The organism is Mycobacterium sp. 852002-51152_SCH6134967 (assembly GCF_001667105.1).
GTDB classification, from domain to species: domain Bacteria; phylum Actinomycetota; class Actinomycetes; order Mycobacteriales; family Mycobacteriaceae; genus Mycobacterium; species Mycobacterium neumannii_A.
In genome coordinates this window covers 47,853-72,294 of record NZ_LZIK01000006.1, presented here as the reverse complement: position 1 = coordinate 72,294, position 24,442 = coordinate 47,853, and the positions used below count along the sequence as shown (strand labels likewise).

The following is a 24,442-nucleotide window of genomic DNA, read 5'->3' as shown; positions in this document are numbered from 1 at the left end:
ATGAGCCACCCACCCGATTCCGGCGCCCCTCGGGCGGCTCGCCGCCAGATCATCTCGTGGGCGCTGTGGGATTTCGGCGCGACCGGATTGAACGCGGTGGTCGTGACCTTCGTGTTCTCGATCTACCTGACCAATACCGTCGGCGGCGACCTGCCCGGCGGCATCAGCGCCACCAGCTGGCTGGGCTGGTCGCTGGGCGCGGCCGGCGTGGTCGTCGCGCTGCTGGCTCCGGTGACGGGCGTGTGGGTCGACGCGCCGTGGCGGCGGCGCCGCGTGCTGGCCGTGCTCAGCGCGCTGGCAGTCGTCCTGATCGCCTCGATGAGCGCAGTTCGCGACGACTACCGCTACCTGGCGTTGGGTCTGGTGCTCCTGGGTTGCGCGTCGGCGTGCAACGAGCTCGCCACCGTGCCCTACAACGCGATGCTGCGCCAACTGTCGACTCCGCAGACCTCCGGCCAGATCTCCGGATTCGGGCTCGGCCTGGGCTATTTCGGCAGTGTCACCCTGCTGTTGGTCGTGTACTTCGGGTTCATCACCGGCGACGGCGGTTTGTTCGGTCTGCCGGTCGAGGACGGCGGAAACGTCAGGGCCGCCATGGTTTTCACGGCCGTCTGGTTCGGGCTGTTCGCTCTGCCGGTGCTGATCGCCGGACCCAGCGCCGAACCCGACCCGCTGGATCAACGGCAGGCCGTCGGGTTCATCGGCGGGTACCGCAAGCTGTGGGCCGACATCCGCAGCGAATGGCGGCGTGACCACAACGTGGTGTACTACCTGCTGGCCAGCGCGGTGTTCCGCGACGGGCTGACCGGGATCTTCGCGTTCGGGGCGGTACTGGGCGTGCGGGTCTACGGCGTGTCCGAGGCCGATGTGCTGCTGTTCGGGGTGTGCGCCAGCACCGTCGCCGCCCTCGGCGCGGTCGGCGGCGGATTTCTCGACGACCGGTTCGGGGCCAAACCCGTCATCGTCGTCGCGCTGAGCGGGATGATCGCGGTCGGCCTCATCTTGATGTCGCTCAACGGGGTCCTGGCGTTCTGGATCTGCGGACTGCTGCTCTGTTTGTTCATCGGGCCGACGCTGTCCGCGGCGCGGACGCTGATGCTGCGCATGTCCGCCGAGGGTAAGGAGGGCGTCGCGTTCGGGCTCTACACCACCACCGGCCGCGCTGTTTCCTACCTTGCGCCCATGCTGTTCTCGGTCTTCATCGCCGTCTTCGGCACCGACCGAGCGGGGATGGGTGGGCTGGTCGTGGTCCTCGCCGCCGGCCTGATCGCGATGCTCGCCGTGCGGGTTCCGCGGCGTGGGCCCGCCTAACCGCTGGCCGTGCAGATGGTCAGGCCGGCCCCCGTGCGCTTCTGCACCACCGAACCGTCGACGGAGATCGAACAGTTCACCTCGCGGCCGACGTTGATGATGCTGATGCTCGCCGTCGCCGCCGCGGACTCGGACAATTCCACTTCCTTGCTCCAGGGCAGCATCACGTTGAACTCGGTCTGCAGCAGACCGCCGGTGTCGACGTAGGTGATGTTGATCGCGCGCCCGGAACCGCTGACGACGTAGACGACGGTCTGGGTGACGCCAGGAGTCGTCGTACCAGGGGCACCGGGTGCGCCGGGCGTACTGGGCACCGTGGGCACGGTGGGCACGGTGGGCCGTGTCGTGCGCGGAACGGTCGGGCGCGGCGCCGGTGTCGGATTCGGCGTGTTGAAGTCGGGCTCTTGCATCGGGGGCGGCGCGACGACCGTCTGCTGTTGCGAACTGTTGACGACGACCAACGCGATCACCAGGCCGAGCACGGTCAGCACCGCGATACCCGCGGCGACCCACAACCAGCGGGGTGACTTCGGGTCCTCGGGCGGCGGGGGCGGATCGCCCGACGGGTAGGGCGCCCCGTACTGGCCCGAACCGTAGGTTTCGTACCCGTATGCGCCGTACGTCGGCAGATGCTGAGTCGGAGCGGGTTCGGGCGGTGCCTGATAGGTGGGGCCGTACGCCTGGCTGGCGTATGCCGGATCGCTGTATCCGGAATAGCCGTAGCCCTGCGGTTGCTCCCCGCGGCCGTAACCCGACTGCTCGTCGCGGCCGGGCTGTGGTGTACCGGTCATACCCACCTCATGCGTGCGAGGGTACCTGTGCGACCGCCCAACAGGCGCAGGTCGTCACTGGACTTGCCTGGGTAGGCACAATTGGTCCGGTGGGAGAGCAGGTTCGCAGAGTCTATGGCGCATCCATGTCGCCGGACGCCACCGCGTTCGCACATCTGGTCGACGACGGTGGCTTTCCGCGCGCAGTGCAGCGTTTCCTGCGCGGCTGGCGGGCAAGCTCGTCGCGAGACGTCGAGCTGCCGGTCGAAGGCCCGGTGACGCGCGTACTGCATTCGGCCGACGGCCACTGGCTCGCATGTGAGGTCGCTCCGGAGGGCAGCACCCGCACCCAGATCTGGGTCGTGACAACCGATCCCGACGACCGCGACGCCCGCCGCATCGACTCGTGGACGCCAGGAGCGCCCGAGGGCACCGCCGAACTGATCGCCTGGGACGGCACCCTGGTGGCGGCGATCCTCACCGGCGAGGACGGCGTCGGTAGCTCGTGTCTGATCGACCCGGCGACCGGCCGCACCACCGTGCTGGACCGCCGCTCGAGCGGCCGTTTGGTCGACGCCTGGGCAGGCGCCGCGCTCGTGCGCGTCGGACCGCGCGGTTACCGCGATCTCATCATGCTGCGCGGACGCACCGAAACCGCGCTGCTGCCATACGATCCAGGGTCGACCACCGACACCGGGGTCATCCTCGACGACCACTACGCGCGCCGACTGCGCGCAGGCCTTGAGGGTGAGCTCACCAAGCTCTACCAGCCGGCGAGCACCTACGACGCCGACAGCACCGAAGGTTATGTCCGGGCCCTGATCCGCAGCGAGAACGGCACCGAACATGCGCGACTCCTCGAGGTCACGGTCACCGCCGATGGCGTGGCCTACCAGGTCATCGCCGAACGTCCCGGCTATGAACTCGACGAGTTCACCGTGAGCGACGATCTGTCGACCGTGGCCGTTCTCTGGAACATCCACGGTGCCAGCGAGTTACAGATCATGGAACGCACCGACCACACGCTGCAGCCGCCGATCCCGCTGCCGGGGATGGTGGCCACCCAGTTGAGCATCAGTGCCGGTGGCTCGATGCTGGCCATGACCGTCGAAGGCCCGTCCACCCCGCCGACCGTCGAACTGGTCGACCCGCGTACGCGGGAGTGGGAGATCGTCGACCGCGAGCCCAGCTCCGGACCGGTGTCACCGGACCCGACCCTGGAACGGGTCACCGCACGCGACGGCATGGAATTCACCGGGTGGCTCTTTCGGCCGCGCGACGGAGTCCCGGTGATCGGCGCGATGCTGTTTCTGCACGGCGGGCCGGAGGGGCAGGGGAGGCCCGGCTACAACGAGTTCTTCCCCGCGTTGCTCGAAGAGGGCATCAGTGTGTTCCTGCCCAACGTCCGCGGCTCGGGCGGGTTCGGCAGAACCTTCATGCACGCCGACGACAAGGAGCGACGGTTCGCCGCGATCGACGACGTCGCCGACGCGGTCGACTACCTGGTCGAGCGTGAGGTCGCTCCGGCCGACCGGATCGCATGTTGCGGATGGTCCTACGGTGGCTACCTGACCCAGGCGGCGCTCACCTTCCACCCCGACCGGTTCGCCGCCGGAATCAGCATCTGCGGAATGAGCGATCTCAACACCTGGTACCGCAACACCGAACCGTGGATCGCCGCCGCGGCATATCCGAAGTACGGCCACCCGATCGGCGACCGCGAACTGCTCGAGCAGCTATCGCCGTTACAACGTGTCGATGCCATGACCGCGCCGTTGCTGTTGGTGCACGGCGCCAACGACACCAATGTGCCCCCCACCGAATCTCAGCAAATGTTCGAAGCGCTGCAGGCACTTCACCGAAAAGTGGAACTGCTGATGTTCGACGACGACGGACACGAGATCGACCGGCGCGAGAATCGCGCCGTACTGGTCAAAGCCATGCGCGAGTGGCTGATTGCCGCATTCAGCCCGAATCCGAACCCGTAACCGAATCGTTCTCCGTAGCCACGTTTACCGAAATTGTCTGCCGGGTAAACGCTTCGCACACGCCGATCCGGCGCGACAAAGGAGGCGCAGCATGCGAGGTGGCGGAATTCTCGGCGTTTTGGTGCTTGTCTGGTTGCTGATCGGTGCCTTCGCCGCCTACCAGCGCGGCTATTTCGAAACCAGTGAAACCAATTGCGCGACAGCGGGAAGCATCGCTTTGACAGTGGTGGCCGGTCCGCTGAACTACGCGGGCGTCAACCCCACGGTTGAAGCCTGCAACCTGCCAGAACCCAGCCAGTGACAACTGGCACTTGCCAATTCGAAAGGAATGCTAATGATCATCCTCGGAGCGATTCTCCTCATCCTCGGACTGATCTTCGGAATCAACATCCTCTGGACCATCGGCATCATCCTCATGGTCATCGGAGCGGTGTTCTGGATTCTGGGGTCCATGGGCCGTCCCGTCGGAGGCAGACGCGCCTGGTACTAACGGGCCCGGCACTAACGGGCTAGGCGCTTAAGCGTCCCGCGCGGCCGAGGTCAGCGCCGCGACCGTCATCGCTTTCAAGACGGATCGCGGTCTGGCCTCGGCCGTTTTTGTGGCGCTCGGCTTGAGGGCGTGCGGCGTGGAGTTCAACAGCCCGAACGTCGCGTGGGCCATCAACCGGGCATCGGCCTCCGCCAGCGACTCGTCCAACCGCCGAAGCACATCGACCCAGATCTCGACGTACTGCCGTTGCGCGCGACGCACCTGACGTTTGGCTGTGGGGGGCAGGTTCGCGAGATCGCGATCCTGGATGCGGATCAGGTCGGACTCCCCGAGGGCGAAGTCCAGATGGAAGTCGATCAGGCCCTCCAGCGCCGACGCGGGATCGTCGGCGCGTGCGACGACCTCGGTGGCGCCGGCCAGCAGGCGGGTGCTGATCCCGACCAGCAACTCGACCAACAACGCTTCCTTATTCGGGAAGTGCCGATAGATCGCCGGACCGCTGACACCGGCCGCGGCGCCGATATCCTCCAGTCGCACCGCCAGGTAGCCGCGTTCCGCAACTAGGCGTTCGGCCGCGGCGATCAACTGGGATCGCCGATCCGACTTCGCCTTGCTGCGCCTGGTGGCCGCGGGCACCTCGGGGATCGGAGTTGAAGACACCGCGCCTCCCGCCCGCCTGTAGACATCTGGAGTTAATCGTGACTAACATACCACCAGTTATTCGTCATTAACTCAACGAACGGGTTTTCCGATGGCATCGCGGCCTTCACATCGCGAGGAGCACCTCGCGCTGGTCGACGAATTGCGTTCCAAGCTCGCCGCGGCGGCCCTCGGGGGTTCAGAGCGCGCCCGCGAGCGTCACGTCAGCCGCGGCAAGCTGTTGCCGCGCGACCGCGTCGACGGCCTGCTGGACCCGGGCAGCCCGTTCCTCGAACTGTCGCCGCTTGCCGCCGACGGCATGTACGACGACGAGTGTCCCGGTGCCGGCATGATCACCGGAATCGGTCGCGTGTCGGGACGCGAATGTGTGATCGTCGCCAACGACGCGACCGTCAAGGGCGGCACCTACTATCCGATCACCGTCAAGAAGCACCTGCGGGCCCAGGAAGTCGCGGGCCAGAACCGGCTGCCGTGCATCTATCTCGTCGACTCCGGCGGCGCGTTCCTGCCGCGACAGGACGAGGTGTTCCCCGATCGTGATCATTTCGGCCGCATCTTCTACAACCAAGCCAACCTGAGCGCCCAGGGGATTGCGCAGATCGCCGCGGTGCTCGGATCCTGCACCGCCGGTGGCGCATACGTGCCCGCGATGAGCGACGAAGCCGTGATCGTGCGCAACCAGGGCACGATCTTCCTCGGCGGCCCACCGTTGGTGAAGGCGGCGACGGGCGAGGTGGTCACCGCCGAGGAACTGGGCGGGGGCGACCTGCATTCGAAAACCTCCGGCGTGACAGACCATTTGGCGCACGACGACCGCGACGCCCTGCGCATCGTGCGGCGCATCGTCGCCACGCTCGGCCCCCGTGAGCCGCTGCCCTGGGATGTTCGGCCGACCGTGGACCCGGTGGCCGATCAACACGAACTCTACGACGTGGTGCCGGTGGACTCGCGCGTTCCCTACGACGTACACGAGGTCGTCACCCGCATCGTCGACGGTGGTGAATTCGCCGAGTTCAAGGCCGAATACGGCAGCACCCTGGTCACCGGATTCGCCCGAATCCACGGACATCCGGTCGGCATCATCGCCAACAACGGCGTGCTGTTCGGCGAGTCAGCGCTCAAGGGAGCCCATTTCATCGAGCTGTGCGATAAGCGCAACACCCCTCTGGTGTTTCTGCAGAACATCTCCGGGTTCATGGTCGGCCGCGACTACGAGGCAGGCGGTATCGCCAAGCACGGCGCGAAGATGGTCACCGCGGTGGCCTGCGCGCGGGTGCCGAAGCTGACCGTGGTCATCGGCGGCTCCTACGGGGCGGGCAACTACTCGATGTGCGGGCGCGCGTATTCGCCGCGGTTCCTGTGGATGTGGCCCAACGCCCGCATCTCGGTGATGGGCGGCGAGCAGGCCGCATCGGTGCTGGCGACCGTGCGCGGCGAGATGACCGCCGAGGAGGAGGAGAACTTCAAGGCGCCGATACGCGCGCAGTACGAGCACCAGGGCAATCCGTACTATTCGACGGCCCGGCTGTGGGATGACGGGGTGATCGACCCCGCCGACACCAGAACGGTTCTCGGACTGGCACTCTCGGCGGTCGGTCAGGCACCGCTCGAGTCCATCTCCTACGGCGTGTTCCGGATGTGAGGACATGAACTTCGATACCGTCCTTGTCGCCAACCGAGGCGAGATCGCGGTCCGCGTCATCCGCACGCTGCGCGCCATGGGCATCCGATCGGTCGCGGTGTTCAGCGACGCCGATGCGGGTGCCCGCCATGTCGCGGAAGCCGACGTCGCAGTCCGCATCGGACCGCCGCCGGCCAGACAGAGCTACCTCGACATCGACGCCGTACTCTCAGCGGCCCGGCGCACCGGTGCCCAGGCCGTGCATCCGGGTTACGGATTCCTCTCGGAGAACGCGCAATTCGCCGCTGCACTCCAGGACGCGGGAATAGTGTTCATCGGCCCGCCGGTCGGCGCCATCCAGACCATGGGCGACAAGATCGCGGCCAAGGCGGCGGTGTCGGCGTTCGGGGTTCCGGTGGTACCCGGAGTTTCGCGTCCCGGCCTGTCCGACGGCGATCTCGTCGCCGGCGCCGCCGAGGTCGGTTTCCCCGTGCTGGTGAAACCCTCGGCCGGCGGTGGCGGCAAAGGTATGCGCGTCGTGCACGAGCCGGCCGAGTTGGCGGGCGCCCTGGCCAGCGCGCGCCGGGAGGCGGCCGCCGCGTTCGGCGACGACACACTGTTTCTCGAGCGGTTCGTGCTGAACCCGCGCCACATCGAGGTGCAGGTCCTCGCCGACGGTTACGGCAACGTCGTCCATCTCGGTGAACGCGAATGCTCCCTGCAGCGCCGGCATCAGAAGGTCATCGAGGAGGCGCCGTCGCCACTGCTGGACGCGGCGACGCGGGCGCGAATCGGTGCGGCGGCGTGCGATACTGCGCGCAGCGTCGACTACACCGGTGCGGGCACCGTCGAGTTCATCGTGTCCGCCGACCGGCCCGACGAGTTCTTTTTCATGGAGATGAACACCCGGCTGCAGGTCGAGCATCCGGTCACCGAGATGGTCACCGGGATCGATCTCGTCGAGCAACAAGTGCGGATCGCCGCGGGGGAGAAGCTGGCGATCGCGCAGGACGACATCTTGATGACCGGCCACGCGATCGAGGCGCGGGTTTACGCCGAAGACCCGGGACACGGGTTCCTGCCCACCGGCGGCACCGTGCTGGGCCTAGCCGAGCCAGAAGGCCCCGGCATCCGGGTCGACTCGGGGCTGGCTGCGGGTTCGGTGATCGGCAGCGACTACGACCCGATGCTGTCGAAGATCATCGCGCATGCCGACGACCGGCCGGCTGCCCTGCGGGCGCTGGACCGGGCGTTGGCGCACACCGCGGTTTTAGGGGTCACCACCAACGTCGAGTTCCTGCGGTTCCTGCTCGCCGATCCCGACGTCGCGGCGGGCCGTCTCGACACCGGCCTGCTGGATCGTCGCAGCCCGGACTTTCATCCGGCGACCGCCGAGGACGCCGACCTGGTCGCCGCCGCGGCGTATCGGTGGCTGCGCTCGTGGCCGCAACCCATCGGTGATCTGTGGGCGGTCCCCTCGGGCTGGCGGATGGGCCGCCATGCGCCGACGACGTATCGGCTGCAGTCCGGTGAGCGTGTCGACCACGTCCACCTCACCGGCACACCGTCGGCGGGTGGTGCGGCGATCGAGGATGGCCCATCGCGGTCGCTGGCGGTGTCACTGGCAGGCGACCGGCTGGCGGTCACCTTCGACGGGATCGTCACGGACTACGTAGTGGTCGCCGACGACCACCGGATCTGGCTGGCGGGTGGGGGCCGCACGCTTGCTGTCGACGAGGTGCGCGAAGCGCCGGTGCGACCCGACGACGCGCACAGCGGCGACGCCGAGCTGACCAGCCCGATGCCGGGTTCCGTAGTGGCCGTGGGGGTGGCCGACGGCGATCGGGTGACGACGGGCAGCGTGGTCGTGACGGTCGAGGCCATGAAGATGGAACACGCCCTGAGCGCGCCCGTCGACGGCGTGGTGGAACTCCTTGTCGCCGAAGGCGATCAGGTCAAGGTGGGGCAACCGCTGGCGAAGGTCATCGCGGACCCCATCGTCGAGAAGGAAGAAGCATGACTGATTTTCTAGCTACCGGGACACTTCCCGATCATTACGAACAACTGGCCAAGACGGTCCGCGACTTCGCCCAGAGCGTGGTGGCGCCCGTCTCCGCCAAACACGACGAGGAACACTCGTTCCCGTACGAGGTCGTCGCGGGCATGGCCGACATGGGACTGTTCGGCCTGCCGTTCCCCGAGGAGTACGGCGGCATGGGCGGCGACTACTTCGCGCTGTGCCTGGCGCTGGAGGAACTCGGCAAGGTCGACCAGAGCGTGGCGATCACGCTCGAGGCGGGGGTGTCGCTGGGTGCGATGCCGGTGTACCGGTTCGGCAGCGAGCAGCAGAGGCAGGAGTGGCTGCCGCTGTTGGCGAGCGGTAAGGCGCTCGGTGCGTTCGGCCTCACCGAGGCCGGCGGCGGCAGCGATGCCGGCGCCACCAAGACCACCGCCCGTCTCGACGACGGCCACTGGGTCATCAACGGTTCCAAGCAGTTCATCACCAACTCGGGCACCGACATCACGAAGCTGGTCACCGTCACCGCCGTCACGGGCGAGAAACCCGATGGCAAGAAGGAGATCTCCTCGATTCTGGTTCCGGTGCCCATCGACGGGTTCACCGCCGAACCGGCGTACAGCAAGGTGGGTTGGAACGCCAGCGACACTCACCCGTTGAGCTTCGACGACGTGCGCGTGCCGGAGGAGAACCTGCTCGGTGAGCGCGGCCGGGGCTATGCCAACTTCCTTCGCATCCTCGACGAGGGCCGCATCGCGATCGCCGCGCTGTCGGTCGGCGCCGCCCAGGGGTGTGTCGACGAATCGGTCAAGTACGCCAAGGAACGCGAGGCCTTCGGCGCCGCGATCGGCAGCTATCAGGCGATCGCCTTCAAGATCGCGCGCATGGAGGCGCGGGCACACGTCGCCCGCACGGCCTACTACGACGCCGCCGCGCTGATGCTGGCCGGCAAGCCGTTCAAGAAGGCGGCGTCCATCGCCAAGATGGTGGCCAGTGAGGCCGCGATGGACAACGCCCGCGACGCCACCCAGATCTTCGGCGGCTACGGCTTCATGAACGAATACTCCGTCGCCCGGCACTACCGCGACAGCAAAATCCTCGAAATCGGTGAAGGCACAACGGAAGTGCAGTTGATGCTAATCGGGCGGGAGCTGGGCCTGTGAGCGGAGAACAGGGTGAGAAGAGGATTAGCGGGCGGGGCGGCGGGAAAATTATCGTCCAGCGCGGGCTGTGGTACGAGGAGTTCGAGACCGGCGTGCTGTACCAGCACCGGCCCGGACGCACCATCACCGAGGCAGACAACGTCTTGTTCACCACGTTGACGATGAACACCCAGGCACTGCACCTGGACGCCGCGTTCTCGGATGCCTTGCCGCCGTTCAACCAGCGGCTCGTCAACTCGATGTTCACGCTGTCGACCCTCGTCGGGCTGTCGGTCACCCAGCTGACGCAGGGCACCATCGTCGGCAACCTTGGATTCGGCGAAATCGGCTTCCCGAAGCCGCTTTTCCACGGTGACACGCTGTACGCGGAGTCCGAGGTGCTCGAGAAGCGCGAGTCCAAGAGCCGCCCCGGTGAAGGCATCGTGACGTTCTCACACGTAGGCCGCAACCAGCATGGCGACATCGTGGCCACCGCGTCGCGAAAGACCATGGTGCGCAAGCGACCGGAGGGTGACGCGTAGTGGCGCTCGCGACGGGACCCGCCTGGCTGTTTTGTCCGGCCGACCGCCCGGAGCGGTTCGAGAAGGCCGCAGCCGCAGCCGATGTCGTGATCCTCGACCTCGAGGACGGTGTTGCCGCCAAGGATCGCGAAGCCGCCCGCGCGGCACTGATCGAGACGCGCCTGGACCCGGACCGGACCGTGGTGCGCGTCAACCCCGCCGCCACGGCCGACCATCCGCTCGACCTCGAGGCGCTCGCGAAGACCGACTACACCACCGTCATGCTCGCCAAGACCGAGGACCCGCAGCAGGTGCGCGATCTGGCGCCGCGCAACGTCGTGGTGCTGATCGAGACACCGCTAGGAGCGCTGGCCGTCACGGAGCTGGCGCGCATGGACAACACGGTCGCGCTGATGTGGGGGGCCGAGGACCTCTTCGCGGTCACCGGCGGCACCGCGAACCGGTATCCCGACGGCAGCTACCGCGAGGTGGCGCGCCACGTGCGATCGCAGACGCTGCTGTCGGCCAAGGCCTACGGTCGGCTCGCGCTGGATTCGGTGTACCTCGACATCCGAGACCTCGACGGTCTGCGCGGTGAGGTCGACGATGCGGTCGCGGTGGGCTTCGACGTGAAGGTCGCGATCCATCCGTCCCAGGTCGCGGTGATCCGCGAGGGCTACACACCGACGCCCGAGCAGGTGCAGTGGGCGCGACACGTGCTGGCCGCGGCCCGCGATGCCCGGGGCGTTTTCCAGTTCGAGGGCATAATGGTGGATGCCCCAGTACTGCGGCGAGCAGAGCGCATCGTCGCGCTAGCGCCCCACCCCGGCGACTAGCCGACAGCCTCCCACCGGAGGGTCTGTTCTCCCCGCCTCTGTGCTGAGCACCTCAGTCGCCTGACGGCGCGATCCGCCGCCAGTGACCCTAGGAGGCGGTATGGCAGGGTTGGCTTCGGCACCCCTCGAGTCGCTCGACGTCGAGATGGAGCCCATACAACTGGTCGCCCCGGACGGGACGTCGACCACCTCGGACAGGGCCACCCGATACCGCAGAGACCTTCCGCCCGAGACCCTCGCCTGGCTCTACGAGTCGATGGTCGTCACGCGCGACCTCGACGTCGAATTCGTCAACCTGCAGCGTCAAGGTGAGCTGGCGCTGTTCGCGTCCTGTCGCGGCCAGGAGGCCGCGCAGATCGGCGCCGCGGCGTGCCTGCGCAAGACCGACTGGCTGTTCCCGCAGTACCGCGAGATCGGCGCCTTCCTGGTGCGCGGCATCGCCCCGGCGCAGATCGCCGCCGTGTGGCGAGGGAAATGGCACGGCGGACTGGGCTTCACCGACAAGTGCGTCGCCCCGATCGCGATCCCGATCGGCACCCACGGTCTGCACGCGGTCGGCGCGGCGATGGCGGCCGAACGCTTGGGCGAGGACTCGGTGACGCTGGCGTTCGTCGGCGACGGGGCCACCAGCACGGGCGACGTCCACGAGGCGCTGAACTTCGCCGCGGTGTACCGGGCGCCGTGCGTGTTCTTCGTCCAGAACAACCAGTGGGCGATCTCGGTGCCGGTTCACCAGCAGATGGCGGGGCCGTCCATTGCCCATCGCGCAATCGGCTACGGAATGTCGGGGGTCCGCGTCGACGGCAACGACGTGCTCGCGTGCTTCGCCGTCACCGCCGAGGCCGCGCAGCGGGCCCGCGAAGGTGGCGGTCCGACGCTCATCGAGGCCGTCACCTATCGGATGGGCCCGCACACCACCTCCGACGACCCGAACCGGTACCGCAGCCCCGAAGAGGTGCAGCAGTGGGCGGCCCGCGACCCGATCGCGCGCTTCCGAACGTATCTGCAGTCGACCGGGGTGTGGACCGAACGGCTCGAGGAGCGGGTCAGGGCCAGATCGAAACGACTGCGCGCCGAACTCCGCGACGCGGTCGTCGGGGCCGAGGACTTCGACGTCACCGCGGTGTTCGACGCGGTGTACCACGACATCACGCCGGACCTCGCCGCCCAACGCGAGCAACTCGCCGCCGAACTCGCGAAGGAGGCGTGACATGACGCAGATCATCGAGCGTCCGTCGATGTTCGGCGAGGACGAACCTCCCGAGCCGCTGATGACCGCGATGCCGGCCGTACCGACTCTGACCATGGCGCAGGCCATCAACCGCGCACTGCACGACGAGATGGCCTCCGACGACCGGGTGCTGGTTTTCGGCGAGGACGTCGCGACCCTCGGCGGTGTCTTCCGGGTCACCGAGGGCCTGGCCGAAACCTTCGGCGCCCAGCGGTGTTTCGACACGCCGCTGGCCGAATCGGCGATCGTCGGAATCGCGATCGGCATGGCCCTTCGCGGCCTGATTCCGGTGCCCGAGATCCAGTTCGACGGCTTCGCCGCCCCGGCCTTCGACCAGATCGTCAGCCACTTGGCGAAATACCGGACGCGCACACGCGGCGACATCGACATGCCGGTCACGATCCGCATCCCCTCGTTCGGTGGAATCGGCGCGGTCGAACACCATTCCGAGTCGACCGAGACCCACTGGCTACACACCGCGGGCCTGAAGGTCGTCGTGCCCTCGACACCATCGGATGCGTATTGGCTGCTGCGGCAGTCGATCACCAGCCGCGACCCGGTCATCTACCTCGAGCCCAAACGCCGGTACTGGGCACGCGAACCCGCCGACACCTCGACCCCCGGTCTTCCTCTGGGTCGGGCAGCGATTCGACGCCCCGGCGCCGACGTCACCGTGCTCACCTACGGTCCGCTGGTAGCCACGGCGCTGAGCGCGGCGGACATCGCCGCCGAGCACCACGGCTGGAGCCTCGAGGTGATCGACCTGCGTACGCTCAATCCACTGGACTTCGAGGCGGTTTCGGAGTCGGTGCGGCGCACCGGCCGGGTCGTCGTGATGCACGAGGGACCCCGCACGCTGGGCTTCGGCGCCGAACTGGCGGCACGCATCGCAGAGGAGCTGTTCTACGACCTGGAGGCCCCGGTGCTGCGGGCGACCGGGTTCGACACCCCATATCCGCCTGCGCGTCTCGAGAAGTTGTGGTTGCCAGGGGTCGACCGTCTGCTCGACTGCGTCGAACGAACGTTGGAGCAGCCATGACAGTGATGGACTTCTTGGTGCCCGACCTCGGCGAGGGACTCGAGGACGCGACGATCACAGAGTGGAGCGTCGCGGTCGGCGACGATGTCGAACTCAACCAGACGCTGTGCACCGTCGAGACCAACAAGGCCGAGGTCGAGATCCCCAGCCCGTACGCGGGCCGCGTGGTCGAACTCGGCGGCGGCGAAGGCGAGACGCTGGCGGTCGGCGCGACGTTGGTGCGCATCGCGACCGAGGCCGAACCGCCCGCAGAGAAGCGCAAACCCGTACTCGTCGGCTACGGCGCCGACGCGGCGATGGACCACAGCAGGCGAGCGACGGCGCCGCCGCACCGCGTCCGCGCCAAGCCGCCGGTGCGCAAGCTGGCCGCGGAGCTGAACGTGGATCTGGCGGCGCTGACGGGCTCCGGCCCCGACGGTGTCATCACCCGCGAGGACGTGCTCGCCGCGGCGGGCCGGTCCGCCCCCAGCCCCGACATGGTGACGGTGAGCGGTGTGCACGCCGAGATGGCTCGGCGGATGACCATGTCGCGCAGGCAGATTCCCGACGCACACACCGCCGTGCAGGTGGACGGGACCAACCTGCTGCGGCTGCGCGATGGGCTGCGCGACCGTGCCGACGAGGACGCGCCGATCACGCCGTTCGTGCTCACGCTGCGACTGCTGACCATCGCACTGCGACACCACCCCAACCTGAACGCCACGTGGGTCGACACCACCGGCGGTGCTCAGATCCACCTGCATTCGGCCGTACACCTCGGGTTCGGTGTCGCCGCGCCGCGCGGCCTGTTGGTGCCCGTCGTCAGCGATGCGCACCTCAAGACCACCCGCCAACTCGCGGCCGAGGTGGCCCGGCTCATCCGCAACGCACGCGCGGGCACGCTGAAACCGACCGAGCTGCAGGGCTCGACGTTCACGGTGTCGAACTTCGGCGCGCTCGGCCTCGACGACGGAGTGCCCGTCATCAACTACCCCGAAGCCGCCATCCTCGGCGTCGGCTCGCTCAAACCGCGTGCCGTCGTGGTCGACGACGCCGTCGTCGCGCGCCCGACGATGAACCTCACCTGCGCGTTCGACCACCGCATCGCCGACGGTGCGCAGGTGGCGACGTTCCTGTGCGAACTGCGCGATCTGATCGAAGCACCGGAGACAGCGCTACTCGATCTGTAGCGGGCATGATCTCTGCCATGGTGCAAGACGATGAGTGTCCGTGCGGCAGCGGGAACGGGTATTCCGCATGCTGCGAAGCGCTGCACGACGGTGCGCGCGTCGCGGCGACGGCCGAGGAGCTGATGCGTTCGCGCTACAGCGCGTTCGCCAAAGGTGTTGCGGACTACCTCTTTACGACGTGGCACCCGCGGACGCGGCCACCCGACGTCTCACTCGACCGCGAGATAGCGTGGACCGGGCTCGAAATCAGCGATGTGGTCGCGGGCAGCCAAGCCGACCAGCACGGCCAGGTCGAGTTCACGGCCCGCTACATTCACTCGGGCCGGCCAGGGTCGATGCGTGAACGCAGCCGGTTCGAGCGCCGCGCGGGCCGCTGGTTCTACGTCGACCGCGTGTGACTCATTTGCGTTGTGCGGCCGCCAGCCGCTGCTGGAACTCGGGGGACAGGATCGAGGTGGCCTGCGGGCCGAGTTCGGTGTCGACCGCGATGCGGTGCTGCTCGACGTCGACGACGCCGGGGTTGGCCGTCGCCCGCATCGACGCCTTGGTCGCGAGCACCACCTCCCGCGGCGCCCCGGCCGGTCCGTTGGCCAGCTCCTTCGCGGCGGTCACGGCGTCGTCGGCGACCTCGAGCGCCAGGCCGTAGCGGACCGCGGCTTCGGCGTCGAACCGCATGCCGAACAGCAGCGACGCGCGAGCGGCCTGCGGACCGACCGCTCGCTGCAGCATCCAGGTCGCGCCGCCGCCGGGATGGATGCCCAACTTCTGAAAGCGCGGGTCGAACAGGGCGGCCGGCCCGGCGATCCGCACGTCGGCCGCAAGGGCCAGGTTCAGCCCGGCGCCGACGGCGGCGCCGTTCACCGCTGCGATGGTGGGCAGCGCGCAGTTGGCGACGGCGAGGAAGCCGTCGTAGATCTTGCGCAGCCCGTCCTCGGTCGCCGAACCGAGCGCGCTGAGGTCCGCGCCCGCGCAGAACGCCTTGCCCGCGCCGGTGACGATGACCGCGTGCACATCCGGGTTGGCCTCGGCCGCGTCCACGGCTTCGCGCAGCGCAGCGGACATCTCGAACGTGACCGCGTTGCGGCGCTCCGGGTCGTTGACGGTGAGGACGGCGACGCGGTCCTCGATGTGGATCAGTACCGGATCAGTCACCGGCTCAGCCTAGTGACCCGCGTGCGCCGTCAGTTGGCGACGGTGAGCGTGACGTTGTGCAGGGCCACCGCGACATCGCTGGGCAGGATGTCGACGAAGGTCGGGACGTCGCGGATCGCGCCGCCCGAGGCGATCAGGTTTCCGGGATAGCTGGGGCTGCAAGGGAAGCCATGGCAGCGGTACCAGAAGCCCGGTGCGCTCTGGTACGGAAACATGCTGGGCGCCTGGTCCACCCGGTAGCGGCCGGGTTCGATGGAGGCCGTGGTCCAGCCCGGTCGCGGGTTCGTGGTGACGTTGAAGACGCCGTTGCTGCCGTAGCTGGGCGGGGGCGCGGCATACGCGGGCAGGGCAAGCGCGATGGCCATCGCGCCTGCCCACACCGCGGCGGCGATCCCGCGCCTCGAGTTCACGCCGCTGAGTCTATCGACCGGGCACTGCCACCAGGGAGATATCGCCCGACCGGTGGACCAGGGCCGTCAGGCGGCGGCGTCGGCCCCCGCCTTCGCGCCCTCACCGGGTGCACCGGCGTTGCCGCCCGCGGCGTCGTTTTCAGCATCGTCTGCGGTGCCGAGCGCCGGGCCGGTGACAGCGGAATCATCATGCCGCTGAACGCGTTTCGGGCCGAAGCTGTCGCGGAGCTTGCCCGGCAGGGCTCGCACGCTGTCGCGCAGCACGTTGAGCTGTGGTCGGCGCTTCTGCGCGGTATCCGGGTCGCCCGCGCCGGTCGGTCGAGTCGTCTGCGCGTTGGCCAGAGTGTTGGAGTCGGTCCGCCGTTGCGTCGTCTCCGGTTCGACCGTCGGCTCCGGGTCCACCGTCGTCTCCTGCTCGACCGCCGTTTCGGGTTGCACTGTCGGCCGCGGCGAGGACGCCGCCGAAAGACCCTGCAGGATCGCGCCGGGGACCTTCACCGCCGTGGCCAACAACTCGTCGGGCGGGGGAGCGATCCGGGCCGGGCGGTAGGCGCTCGGATCCCGGGGGATCGGATTGCCGCCGTAGTAGGCCGAGTCGACGGCCAGCTTCAGCACCGGCCCGGTGAGCTCGGCGAGCTGGTCGCCGAAGACGTCGCGGATCAGCCGGGTCAGTGGAAGCTCTTCGGCGGTGTAGGTGACGTAGGTGGTGTTGCCCCTCTCGGTCACATAGGCCGTGATCCGGTCGCCGGGGGGAGCGCTGCACTGCGCGTCCGGACAGTCCAGGACGCCCCCGGTCGCGAGGATCGCGCAGGTGTTGGCGTCGCAGTGAACGGTGGGCTGGCCCTCGGCGTCCACCGGGAGTTCGCGCTCGGACTGGTTGAGCCGGGTGTAGAGGTAGCCGACCAGAGAGTTGACCGCGGCGACGGGGTTCAGCACGTCGGCCGGGGCGTTGGAGTTGTAGTCGTACTCGTAGCCGGTGTTGACGACGCGCAGCGCGGGCACGTTGCTCGGGGTCGGGATCGGGTTCACCCCGATCAGCGCGAACCACGGATATCGGGTGCCGAAGCCGCCGTCGGGCCGCGCCACGTCGTTGTCGAGGATGAAGACGGTGTCCTTCAGATCCGTCCGATTCCGCAGGAGCAGCAAACTGGCGTTCGCCGCGCCCCAGCCGGACGCCAATACCGCGTTGTGTTCGCCGGCGTGGTCGCGCAGGGCCTGCTCGATGCCGCCAGGACCGGTGCGGAAGTCGACGTAGACGACGTCGCCGCCGCCGTGGTAGTCCGTGTACCGGGGAGTGTCGAACTTCCCGCCGAAGAACTCCGCCACGCCCGCCCCAGTCGGGTTCGTCGAGCTGCCCACGACGATGAGGGCGGTCAGATCGACCACCGTCGAGGCAATGGAGGCCGGCTGGGTGGCCGCGAGGCCGACGACACAGGTAGCGACCCCCGCGGCGGCCACGCCCGTCGCCAACCGCGTCCACCTTTTGCCCGAAGCGGCCAACCTTCGCCCTCCCACCCCATGCGCAGCAAACATCAACGCTTGGCGTGATAGTACGCGAAGGGTTACAGCTTGGCGATCAGAGCGGCGGCGCGGACGTCGTCGTCGACGGTCAACGCGATCTGCACGCTGTCGCCGCGCCGCGCCCAGCGAATGGTGACGTCCTCGCCGTAGCGAATCGGCCTGCGGTATTCGACCACCGCTCGGTAGGGGGCGCGGCAGACGTCGGGGACGTGCGCCATCACCTCGTGGATGGCATGCCAGTAAGCGGTGTTGGTGACGTGCTCGAAGATGTCGATGTCGGTGCGACGCAGCGGGAACGGCACCACCTCGTCGGCGTCGTCAAGGTTGGTCAGCCAGGGCCGCCACTTCAGCCGGAGCTCGTCGGTGGTGGTGGCGAACCGGGCGATCAGGGTGTCCGAGGCGCGCTGGGGCGTAAGGGTCTTGCTGTTGATGGCGATCCAGAAGCCCTCGGTCTCGATGCGGCCGCCGTCGCTGCCCACCAGGTCGACGCGCATCGTGCACCACCGGGTGGACAGTGCAGAGCACCATCGGCTGAACGAGATCTCGTTGGGGAACTCGATCGGCTCGATCACATCGATGACCGTGCGTTGGACGAGCCAATGGGGGTGGTCGTCGGCCTCGCCGGCGTCGACGAGGTTCTCGGCCCCGACCTCCTGGATGTAGCGCGCAACGCCGTCGAGGCGCAGGTGCAGGTCGCCGTCAATGTCGCCCGTGGCCACCCGCCACGCTGTGCGATAGACGTATCCCGTGTCCGGCAGCGGGCTCAGCCGGTGCTCGAGGTCGTTGGTCGGCATCGGGTCAAGTATGTCCGGACCGAAATCCGGCGATGAGCGCCCCCGGCAGGGATCGAACCTGCGACCAGCCGCTTAGAAGGCGGCTGCTCTATCCGCTGAGCTACGGGGGCAACGCCACGAGAGTCTATCGCCAGGGCCTGCAGGCTCACGGATTAAAGCCGCCTCGCCGCCTCGCACCGCCGACTAGCGTGGTGGCCACACGATCACGAGCAGGAGGACGCGACGGCCCATGAGCGACGTGCCGGAACTCGACGCGGCGGGACTTCCTGAGGAACTCAGCCCACTCGACCAGATCCTGCACCGCGGCGAGGCCAATCCGCGTACCCGCTCGGGGATCATGACCGTCGAGCTTCTGGATTGCGCGCCGGAGTGGGATACGTTCCGCGCCAAGTTCGACGCCGCCTCGCGCAAGGTTCTGCGGCTGCGGCAGAAGGTCGTGATGCCGACGCTGCCGACCGTGGCGCCGAGGTGGGTGGTGGACCCCGACTTCAACCTCGACTTCCACCTCCGTCGGGTGCGCGCCCCGCACCCCGGCACGTTCCGTCAGGTGCTCGACCTCGCCGAGGTGGCCGCGCAGTCGCCGCTCGACATCTCCCGGCCGCTGTGGACGGCAACGCTGGTCGAGGGGCTCGCCGACGACCGCGCCGCGATGGTCGTTCACCTCAGCCATGCGGTCACCGACGGGGTCGGCGGAGTCGAGATGTTCGCCAATCTCTATGACCTCGAGCGCGACCCGTCGCCGCAGCCGCTGCCGCCCCTTCCCATCCCGCAGGATTTGTCGCCCAACGACCTGATGCGCCAAGGGCTCGTCCGGCTGCCCGGCACCATCGCGGGTCGCGTGCGCGGAGCGTTGTTCGGCGCCGCGCACGTTGCAGGGGAGGTGATCCGCGACCCGATCTCCCGGCTCGGCGGCGCTGTCGGATACGCCATGTCGGGTGCGCGCGTGATCGGTCCGGTCGCCGATCCGTCGCCGGTGCTGCGGCGACGCAGCCTGTCGTCGCGCAGCGAAGCCATCGACATCGAGTTCGGCATCCTGCACCGGGCCGCCAAGGCGGCCGGCGGTTCGATCAACGACGCGTATCTGGCGGGTTTGTGCGGTGCGCTGCGGCTCTACCACGAAGCCAAGGGCGTACCGCTCGACACGCTGCCGATGGCCGTTCCGGTCAACCTCCGCTCGGATGCGGACCCGGCGGGCGGAAACCGGTTCGCGGGTCTGAACCTCGCCGCGCCGATCGGCCTGACGGACCCCGAGATCCGCATCCGCAACATCCGCTCGCAGATGACCACCAAGCGCGAGGAACGCGCGATCGACATGGTCAGCGCCATCGCTCCGTTGGTCGGGCTGCTGCCCGACACCGCCCTCGAGACGATGGCCGGCTCGATCGTGAACTCCGACGTCCAGGCCAGCAATGTCCCGGTGTACGCGGGGGACACCTACATCGCGGGCGCAAAAGTCCTGCGCCAGTACGGACTTGGCCCGCTACCGGGCGTGGCGATGATGGTGGTGCTGATCTCGCGCTCCGGGTACTGCACGATCACCACCCGCTACGACCGCGCGGCGATCACCGACCAGGAGTTGTGGGCGCGCTGCCTGCTGTCGGGTTTCGACGAGGTCCTCGCCCTGGGCGGCGACGGTCGAGCCGAACCCGCCTCGTTCACCGTCGACCCGGCCCCTTCCACTGTCTCGTCGTCGAATGGGAGTGCAGCGCAATGACTTCGCCAAACGACCAGAGTGCCCGGCGCACCATGCGGCTGCCGGGTTCGGTCGCCGAGATCCAGGCCAGCCCGCAGGGACCCGAAGTCGGTGCGTTCTTCGATCTCGACGGCACCCTGGTCGCCGGCTTCACCGGCGTCGTGATGACGCAGGACCGGTTTCGTCGTCGCCAGATGTCGATGGGCGAGTTCATCGGCATGGTTCAGGCCGGCCTCAACCACCAACTGGGGCGGTCGGAGTTCGAGGACCTGATCGGCAAGGGTGCGCGCATGCTGCGCGGCAATTCGCTCGAGGACGTCGACGAACTCGCCGAGCGGTTGTTCGTCCAGAAGATCGTCGGCCGGATCTATCCCGAGATGCGCGAGTTGGTGCGCGCGCACATGGCCCGCGGCCACACCGTCGTCCTCAGCTCCTCGGCGCTGACGGTGCAGGTCGAGCCCGTCGCCCGCTTCCTCGGCATCTCGAATGTGTTGAGCAACAAGTTCGAGATCGACGAACACGGATTGCTCACCGGCGAGGTGACGCGCCCGATCATCTGGGGGCCGGGCAAGGCCAGGGCGGTGCAGAAGTTCGCCGCCGAGCACGGTGTCGACCTGTCGAAGAGCTACTTCTACGCCGACGGCGACGAGGACGTCGCGCTGATGTATCTGGTGGGAAACCCGCGCCCGACGAATCCGGGAGGCAAACTCGCCGCGGTCGCCGCGAAGCGGGGCTGGCCGGTGCTGCGCTTCAGCAGTCGCAGTGGCGCGAGCCCGGTCTCGCAACTGCGCACGGCGGCGGGTATCGCCACCATGGGACCCATCGCGGCAGGGGCGCTCGGCCTGGGGCTGTTGACGCGAAGCAAGCGCAACGGGGTCAACTTCTTCACCGCGGCCTTCGGCCGAGCGCTGATGAGCACCCTTGGCATCAACATCAACGTGTTGGGCAAGGAGAACCTGACCAAGAAGCGTCCCGCGGTGTTCCTGTTCAATCACCGCAACCAGGCCGACCCGTTGATCGCAGGCCACTTGGTGGACACCAACTTCACGTCGGTGGGCAAGAAGGAATTGGAGAAGGATCCGATCGTCGGCACCCTCGGCAAGATCATGGACGCCGCGTTCATCGACCGCGAGGACCCGCAGAAGGCGGTCGAGGGGCTCAAGAAGGTCGAGGAACTCGCGGGCAAGGGGCTGTCGATCCTGATCGCGCCGGAGGGCACCCGGCTGGACACAACCGAGGTGGGGCCATTCAAGAAGGGGCCGTTCCGGATCGCCATGTCGGCCGGTATTCCGGTGGTGCCCATCGTCATTCGCAACGCCGAAGTGATCGCGGCGCGCGATTCGAGCACCTTCAACCCCGGCAAGGTCGACGTCGTGGTCTATCCGCCGATCCCGGTCGACGACTGGACGCACGACAATCTCGGGGAGCGCATCGCCGAGGTGCGCCAGCTCTACCTCGACACGTTGGCGAACTGGCCGCACGACGAGTCGTCTCTTTCCGAGCTCTACGACCGCAATGTACGGCCGAAGAACACCCCCGCCAAGAAGTCGGCGGCGAAGAAGGCGGCGAAGAAGGCGACCAAGTCCGAGGCCAAGACCGCGACGAAGTCGGTGCGTAATGCGCCGGCCGCCAAGAAGTCGGCACCGAAATCCGCGGGGAGGGGGCGTCCGTGAAGCCGTCCGTCGACCAGTACACGCCCTTCACGCCCACCGGTGACGCGCTGGTGCTGGCGTCGGCTTCCTCCGCGGCCGAACGTGATCTGCTCGACGACTGGCTCGAGCGGCAACGGCGCGAGAACCCCGAGGCCAAGATCGACGTCCTGCTGTTGCCGTACGAGGACCCGCCTGCCGGTGTGCTGGCTTCGCTGGTGTCCGAACTCGAAGCGGGAGAAGACCGCTCCGTGGTGCCTGTGCGCGTGTTCTGGGTGCCAGGCGGCCTGCCCACCCGATCCAAGGTGGTGGCGCTGCTCTCGGGCCGCGACACCTACCGTCCGCCCGAGATCCTGCAGCGCCGCATCCTGCGCCGCGACCGGACGCGAGCCCGCGTCGTCGCCGGTGAACCGGCGAAGGTCTCCGAACTGCGTCAGCAATGGGCCGACACCACCGTCGCCGAAAACCCCCGGGAATTCGCGCGTTTCGTGATCCGCCGCGCGATCCTGGCGATCGAGCGGGTCGAACTGCGGCTGCTGGGGCCGGAATACAAGTCACCACGGCTCATCAAGCCGGAGTTGTTGGCGTCGGCGCGTTTCCGCGAAGGCCTGTCCAAGATTCCGGGTGCGGACCTGGAGACCGCGGGAGAGATGCTCGACGAACTCTCCACGGGGTGGAGCCGGTTCTCCGTCGATCTGATTCCGTCGTTGGGGCGCGCGATCTTCAGCCGCGGCTTCGATCCCAACATCGACTACGACCGCGACGAAGTCGAGTTGATGCGGCGCAACCTGGAGAACCATCCGGCCGTGCTGTTGTTCTCGCACCGGTCCTACCTCGACGGCGTGATCGTTCCGGTGGCGATGCAGGAGAACCGGTTACCGCCGGTGCACACCTTCGCGGGCATCAACCTCTCGTTCGGCTTCATGGGGCCGTTGATGCGCCATTCGGGCGTCATCTTCCTGCGTCGCAAGCTCGACGACCCGCTCTACAAGTACGTGCTGCGGCAGTTCGTCGGCTACATCGTCGAGAAGCGATTCAACCTCAGCTGGTCGATCGAGGGCACCCGGTCGCGGACCGGAAAGATGTTGCCGCCCAAGCTGGGCCTGCTCGCCTACGTGGCCGACGCGTACCTCGACGCCCGCAGCGAGGACATCCTGCTGCAGCCCGTGTCGATCAGCTTCGACCAGCTGCACGAGACGTCCGAATACGCCGCCTACGCCCGCGGCGGCGAGAAGACGCCCGAAAGCCTGTCGTGGATGTACAACTTCATCAAGGCCCAGGGCGAGCGCAACTACGGCAAGATCTACGTCCGCTTTCCCGAGGCCGTCTCCATGCGCGAGTACCTCGGTGCGCCGCACGGGCCGATGACCACCGATGAGAGCGCCAAACGCCTTGCCCTGCAGAAGATGGCGTTCGAAGTGTCGTGGCGGATCCTGCGGGCTACTCCGGTCAACGCCTCGGCGCTGGTGTCGGCGCTGTTGCTTACCACGCGCGGAATCGCGTTGACGCTGAGCCAGATTCATCACACGCTGCAGCCGTCGCTGGACTACCTCGAGCGTAAGCAGACCCCGATGACCAACAGCGCGTTGCGGTTACGCACCCCAGAAGGTGTGCGGGCCGCGCTCGACGCGCTGTCCAACCGCCACCCCGTCACCTGCGTCGAGGGCGGGCGCGAGCCCGTCTGGCGGATCGCTGCAGAGGACGAACACGAAGCGGCGTTCTACCGCAACACCCTCATCGACGCGTTCCTCGAGACCTCGTTGGTCGAGTTGGCGCTGGTGCACGCCGGCCGCGCGGGGTCCGACCGGCTGGAGGCGTTCTGGTCGCAGGTGATGCGGCTGCGCGATCTGCTCAAGTTCGACTTCTACTTCGCCGATTCGGCGGCGTTCCGCGAGCACGTCGCCGAGGAGCTGTCCTGGCAGAGCGGCTGGGAGGAGCAGGTGACCGGCGGCGAACAGCGGGTCGAGGAATTACTGCGGACCAAGTCGCCGCTGTTGGCGGGCGCCATGCTGCGACCCTTCTTCGAGGCGTACCAAATCGTCGCCGATGCGCTGCTCGACGCGCCTGCCGAGATCGACGAGAAGGACCTGACGAAGAAGGCGCTCGGACTGGGCAACCAGTACGTCGCGCAGAGCCGGGTGCGCAGCAACGAAGCGGTGTCGGCGTTGCTGTTCGCGACCGCCCGCCAGGTCGCCGCCGACCAGGACCTGCTCGAACCCGCCGCCGACCTGCACGAGCGCCGCACCGCGTTCCGGGACGAACTGCGGGCCATCCTGCGCGATATGGACAAGGTCGAGCAGATCGCCCGCGAGCAGTTCATCGCGCGTGAGATCGCGCGCCGTGAGGCGCGCCAAGCCTCCTGAGTCCGCCGAGCGCACGATTGGGTACGTGTTTCGCGACTTGAACCCAAGCGAGCAGCGGCGTGAGC

At 68.0% G+C, this 24,442-nt stretch carries 22 protein-coding genes and 1 tRNA gene; 16 read left to right on the top strand and 7 right to left on the bottom strand.

Annotated features, from left to right (window positions below; genetic code table 11):
- Positions 1–1,311: an MFS transporter gene (locus A5790_RS01110; RefSeq protein ID WP_066840735.1), complete on the top strand. Its 1,311-nt coding sequence runs from the start codon at positions 1–3 to the stop codon at positions 1,309–1,311.
- Here the strand turns inward: A5790_RS01110 and A5790_RS01105 are convergent.
- A complete protein-coding gene (locus A5790_RS01105; RefSeq protein WP_066840733.1) occupies positions 1,308–2,102 on the bottom strand; it encodes an MmpS family transport accessory protein in 795 nt (264 codons plus the stop codon). The two genes, A5790_RS01110 and A5790_RS01105, sit on opposite strands and share 4 nt — an antisense overlap.
- A gap of 125 nt (positions 2,103–2,227) precedes the next feature.
- On the opposite strand from A5790_RS01105, the gene A5790_RS01100 reads away from it, so the two are divergent.
- From A5790_RS01100 to A5790_RS25910, 3 genes are all read left to right on the top strand, one after another.
- On the top strand, positions 2,228–4,069 hold the full coding sequence (locus tag A5790_RS01100; protein ID WP_066840731.1) for a S9 family peptidase: 1,842 nt from the start codon (positions 2,228–2,230) through the stop codon (positions 4,067–4,069).
- A 91-nt stretch (positions 4,070–4,160) separates the two neighbouring features.
- Complete coding sequence (locus A5790_RS01095; protein WP_064396951.1) at positions 4,161–4,370, top strand: hypothetical protein; 210 nt, start codon at positions 4,161–4,163, stop codon at positions 4,368–4,370.
- Between the two features lie 33 nt (positions 4,371–4,403).
- On the top strand, positions 4,404–4,559 hold the full coding sequence (locus tag A5790_RS25910; protein ID WP_094286318.1) for a DUF6131 family protein: 156 nt from the start codon (positions 4,404–4,406) through the stop codon (positions 4,557–4,559).
- Positions 4,560–4,586: 27 nt separating this feature from the next.
- On the opposite strand, the gene A5790_RS01090 is transcribed toward A5790_RS25910, so the two are convergent.
- On the bottom strand, positions 4,587–5,219 hold the full coding sequence (locus A5790_RS01090) for a TetR/AcrR family transcriptional regulator (protein WP_066840729.1): 633 nt from the start codon (positions 5,217–5,219) through the stop codon (positions 4,587–4,589).
- Positions 5,220–5,310: 91 nt separating this feature from the next.
- Here A5790_RS01090 and A5790_RS01085 point away from each other — a divergent pair, with 91 nt between their 5' ends.
- The 9 genes from A5790_RS01085 to A5790_RS01045 all read left to right on the top strand — a co-directional run bounded on the left by A5790_RS01085 (position 5,311) and on the right by A5790_RS01045 (position 15,193).
- Positions 5,311–6,861 (top strand): carboxyl transferase domain-containing protein, encoded by a 1,551-nt coding sequence (locus A5790_RS01085; protein WP_066840727.1) that lies wholly within the window; start codon positions 5,311–5,313, stop codon positions 6,859–6,861.
- Between the two features lie 4 nt (positions 6,862–6,865).
- Positions 6,866–8,860, top strand: a complete 1,995-nt coding sequence (locus A5790_RS01080; RefSeq protein ID WP_066840724.1) for an acetyl/propionyl/methylcrotonyl-CoA carboxylase subunit alpha — start codon at positions 6,866–6,868, stop codon at positions 8,858–8,860.
- On the top strand, positions 8,857–10,020 hold the full coding sequence (locus A5790_RS01075; protein ID WP_066840722.1) for an acyl-CoA dehydrogenase family protein: 1,164 nt from the start codon (positions 8,857–8,859) through the stop codon (positions 10,018–10,020). The genes A5790_RS01080 and A5790_RS01075 overlap by 4 nt, the downstream gene beginning before the upstream one ends.
- Positions 10,017–10,541, top strand: coding sequence for a MaoC family dehydratase (locus tag A5790_RS01070; protein WP_369829752.1), 525 nt, complete (start codon positions 10,017–10,019; stop codon positions 10,539–10,541). The genes A5790_RS01075 and A5790_RS01070 overlap by 4 nt, the downstream gene beginning before the upstream one ends.
- On the top strand, positions 10,541–11,356 hold the full coding sequence (locus A5790_RS01065) for a CoA ester lyase (protein WP_066840720.1): 816 nt from the start codon (positions 10,541–10,543) through the stop codon (positions 11,354–11,356). Before A5790_RS01070 ends, A5790_RS01065 begins: the two co-directional genes overlap by 1 nt.
- A gap of 100 nt (positions 11,357–11,456) precedes the next feature.
- Positions 11,457–12,566: a pyruvate dehydrogenase (acetyl-transferring) E1 component subunit alpha gene (gene pdhA, locus A5790_RS01060; protein WP_066840718.1), complete on the top strand. Its 1,110-nt coding sequence runs from the start codon at positions 11,457–11,459 to the stop codon at positions 12,564–12,566.
- A gap of 28 nt (positions 12,567–12,594) precedes the next feature.
- Complete coding sequence (locus A5790_RS01055; protein ID WP_369829754.1) at positions 12,595–13,626, top strand: alpha-ketoacid dehydrogenase subunit beta; 1,032 nt, start codon at positions 12,595–12,597, stop codon at positions 13,624–13,626.
- Entirely contained in the window at positions 13,623–14,795 is a 1,173-nt protein-coding gene (locus A5790_RS01050; protein WP_066840714.1) for a dihydrolipoamide acetyltransferase family protein, read from the top strand. Before A5790_RS01055 ends, A5790_RS01050 begins: the two co-directional genes overlap by 4 nt.
- 17 nt (positions 14,796–14,812) lie before the next feature.
- The gene (locus tag A5790_RS01045; protein ID WP_066840823.1) at positions 14,813–15,193 is read left to right on the top strand and encodes a YchJ family protein; all 381 of its coding nucleotides are present in this window, start codon (positions 14,813–14,815) and stop codon (positions 15,191–15,193) included.
- A gap of 1 nt (position 15,194) precedes the next feature.
- Here the strand turns inward: A5790_RS01045 and A5790_RS01040 are convergent, their stop codons facing one another.
- The 5 genes from A5790_RS01040 to A5790_RS01020 all read right to left on the bottom strand — a co-directional run bounded on the left by A5790_RS01040 (position 15,195) and on the right by A5790_RS01020 (position 18,782).
- A complete protein-coding gene (locus A5790_RS01040; protein WP_066840712.1) occupies positions 15,195–15,947 on the bottom strand; it encodes an enoyl-CoA hydratase in 753 nt (250 codons plus the stop codon).
- 29 nt (positions 15,948–15,976) lie between these two features.
- A complete protein-coding gene (locus A5790_RS01035; protein ID WP_066840821.1) occupies positions 15,977–16,312 on the bottom strand; it encodes a hypothetical protein in 336 nt (111 codons plus the stop codon).
- A 111-nt stretch (positions 16,313–16,423) separates the two neighbouring features.
- Positions 16,424–17,827: a PE-PPE domain-containing protein gene (locus A5790_RS01030; protein ID WP_231987566.1), complete on the bottom strand. Its 1,404-nt coding sequence runs from the start codon at positions 17,825–17,827 to the stop codon at positions 16,424–16,426.
- Between the two features lie 92 nt (positions 17,828–17,919).
- Complete coding sequence (locus A5790_RS01025; RefSeq protein ID WP_066840708.1) at positions 17,920–18,672, bottom strand: acyl-[acyl-carrier-protein] thioesterase; 753 nt, start codon at positions 18,670–18,672, stop codon at positions 17,920–17,922.
- 37 nt (positions 18,673–18,709) lie between these two features.
- Positions 18,710–18,782: transfer RNA gene (locus A5790_RS01020), tRNA-Arg, on the bottom strand.
- Positions 18,783–18,901: 119 nt separating this feature from the next.
- On the opposite strand from A5790_RS01020, the gene A5790_RS01015 reads away from it, so the two are divergent.
- Genes A5790_RS01015 through A5790_RS01005 form a run of 3 tightly spaced genes read left to right on the top strand, consistent with a single transcriptional unit; the run spans position 18,902 to position 24,377 of the window.
- On the top strand, positions 18,902–20,386 hold the full coding sequence (locus A5790_RS01015; RefSeq protein WP_066840706.1) for a wax ester/triacylglycerol synthase family O-acyltransferase: 1,485 nt from the start codon (positions 18,902–18,904) through the stop codon (positions 20,384–20,386).
- Complete coding sequence (locus A5790_RS01010) at positions 20,383–22,038, top strand: HAD-IB family hydrolase/lysophospholipid acyltransferase family protein (RefSeq protein WP_066840705.1); 1,656 nt, start codon at positions 20,383–20,385, stop codon at positions 22,036–22,038. Before A5790_RS01015 ends, A5790_RS01010 begins: the two co-directional genes overlap by 4 nt.
- The gene (locus tag A5790_RS01005; RefSeq protein ID WP_066840704.1) at positions 22,035–24,377 is read left to right on the top strand and encodes a glycerol-3-phosphate 1-O-acyltransferase; all 2,343 of its coding nucleotides are present in this window, start codon (positions 22,035–22,037) and stop codon (positions 24,375–24,377) included. The genes A5790_RS01010 and A5790_RS01005 overlap by 4 nt, the downstream gene beginning before the upstream one ends.
- Positions 24,378–24,442: the final 65 nt, after the last annotated feature.

Bases quoted from the DNA above. Each gene is read 5' to 3' on its own strand.
- A5790_RS25910 (WP_094286318.1), top strand. From the start codon at position 4,404: ATGATCATCCTCGGAGCGATTCTCCTCATCCTCGGACTGATCTTCGGA.
- A5790_RS01110 (WP_066840735.1), top strand. From the start codon at position 1: ATGAGCCACCCACCCGATTCCGGCGCCCCTCGGGCGGCTCGCCGCCAG.
- A5790_RS01105 (WP_066840733.1), bottom strand. From the start codon at position 2,102: ATGACCGGTACACCACAGCCCGGCCGCGACGAGCAGTCGGGTTACGGC.
- A5790_RS01055 (WP_369829754.1), top strand. From the start codon at position 12,595: ATGTTCGGCGAGGACGAACCTCCCGAGCCGCTGATGACCGCGATGCCG.
- pdhA (WP_066840718.1), top strand. From the start codon at position 11,457: ATGGCAGGGTTGGCTTCGGCACCCCTCGAGTCGCTCGACGTCGAGATG.
- A5790_RS01080 (WP_066840724.1), top strand. From the start codon at position 6,866: ATGAACTTCGATACCGTCCTTGTCGCCAACCGAGGCGAGATCGCGGTC.
- A5790_RS01035 (WP_066840821.1), bottom strand. From the start codon at position 16,312: ATGGCCATCGCGCTTGCCCTGCCCGCGTATGCCGCGCCCCCGCCCAGC.
- A5790_RS01045 (WP_066840823.1), top strand. From the start codon at position 14,813: ATGGTGCAAGACGATGAGTGTCCGTGCGGCAGCGGGAACGGGTATTCC.
- A5790_RS01085 (WP_066840727.1), top strand. From the start codon at position 5,311: ATGGCATCGCGGCCTTCACATCGCGAGGAGCACCTCGCGCTGGTCGAC.
- A5790_RS01095 (WP_064396951.1), top strand. From the start codon at position 4,161: ATGCGAGGTGGCGGAATTCTCGGCGTTTTGGTGCTTGTCTGGTTGCTG.
- A5790_RS01075 (WP_066840722.1), top strand. From the start codon at position 8,857: ATGACTGATTTTCTAGCTACCGGGACACTTCCCGATCATTACGAACAA.
- A5790_RS01100 (WP_066840731.1), top strand. From the start codon at position 2,228: ATGTCGCCGGACGCCACCGCGTTCGCACATCTGGTCGACGACGGTGGC.
- A5790_RS01010 (WP_066840705.1), top strand. From the start codon at position 20,383: ATGACTTCGCCAAACGACCAGAGTGCCCGGCGCACCATGCGGCTGCCG.
- A5790_RS01015 (WP_066840706.1), top strand. From the start codon at position 18,902: ATGAGCGACGTGCCGGAACTCGACGCGGCGGGACTTCCTGAGGAACTC.
- A5790_RS01050 (WP_066840714.1), top strand. From the start codon at position 13,623: ATGACAGTGATGGACTTCTTGGTGCCCGACCTCGGCGAGGGACTCGAG.
- A5790_RS01025 (WP_066840708.1), bottom strand. From the start codon at position 18,672: ATGCCGACCAACGACCTCGAGCACCGGCTGAGCCCGCTGCCGGACACG.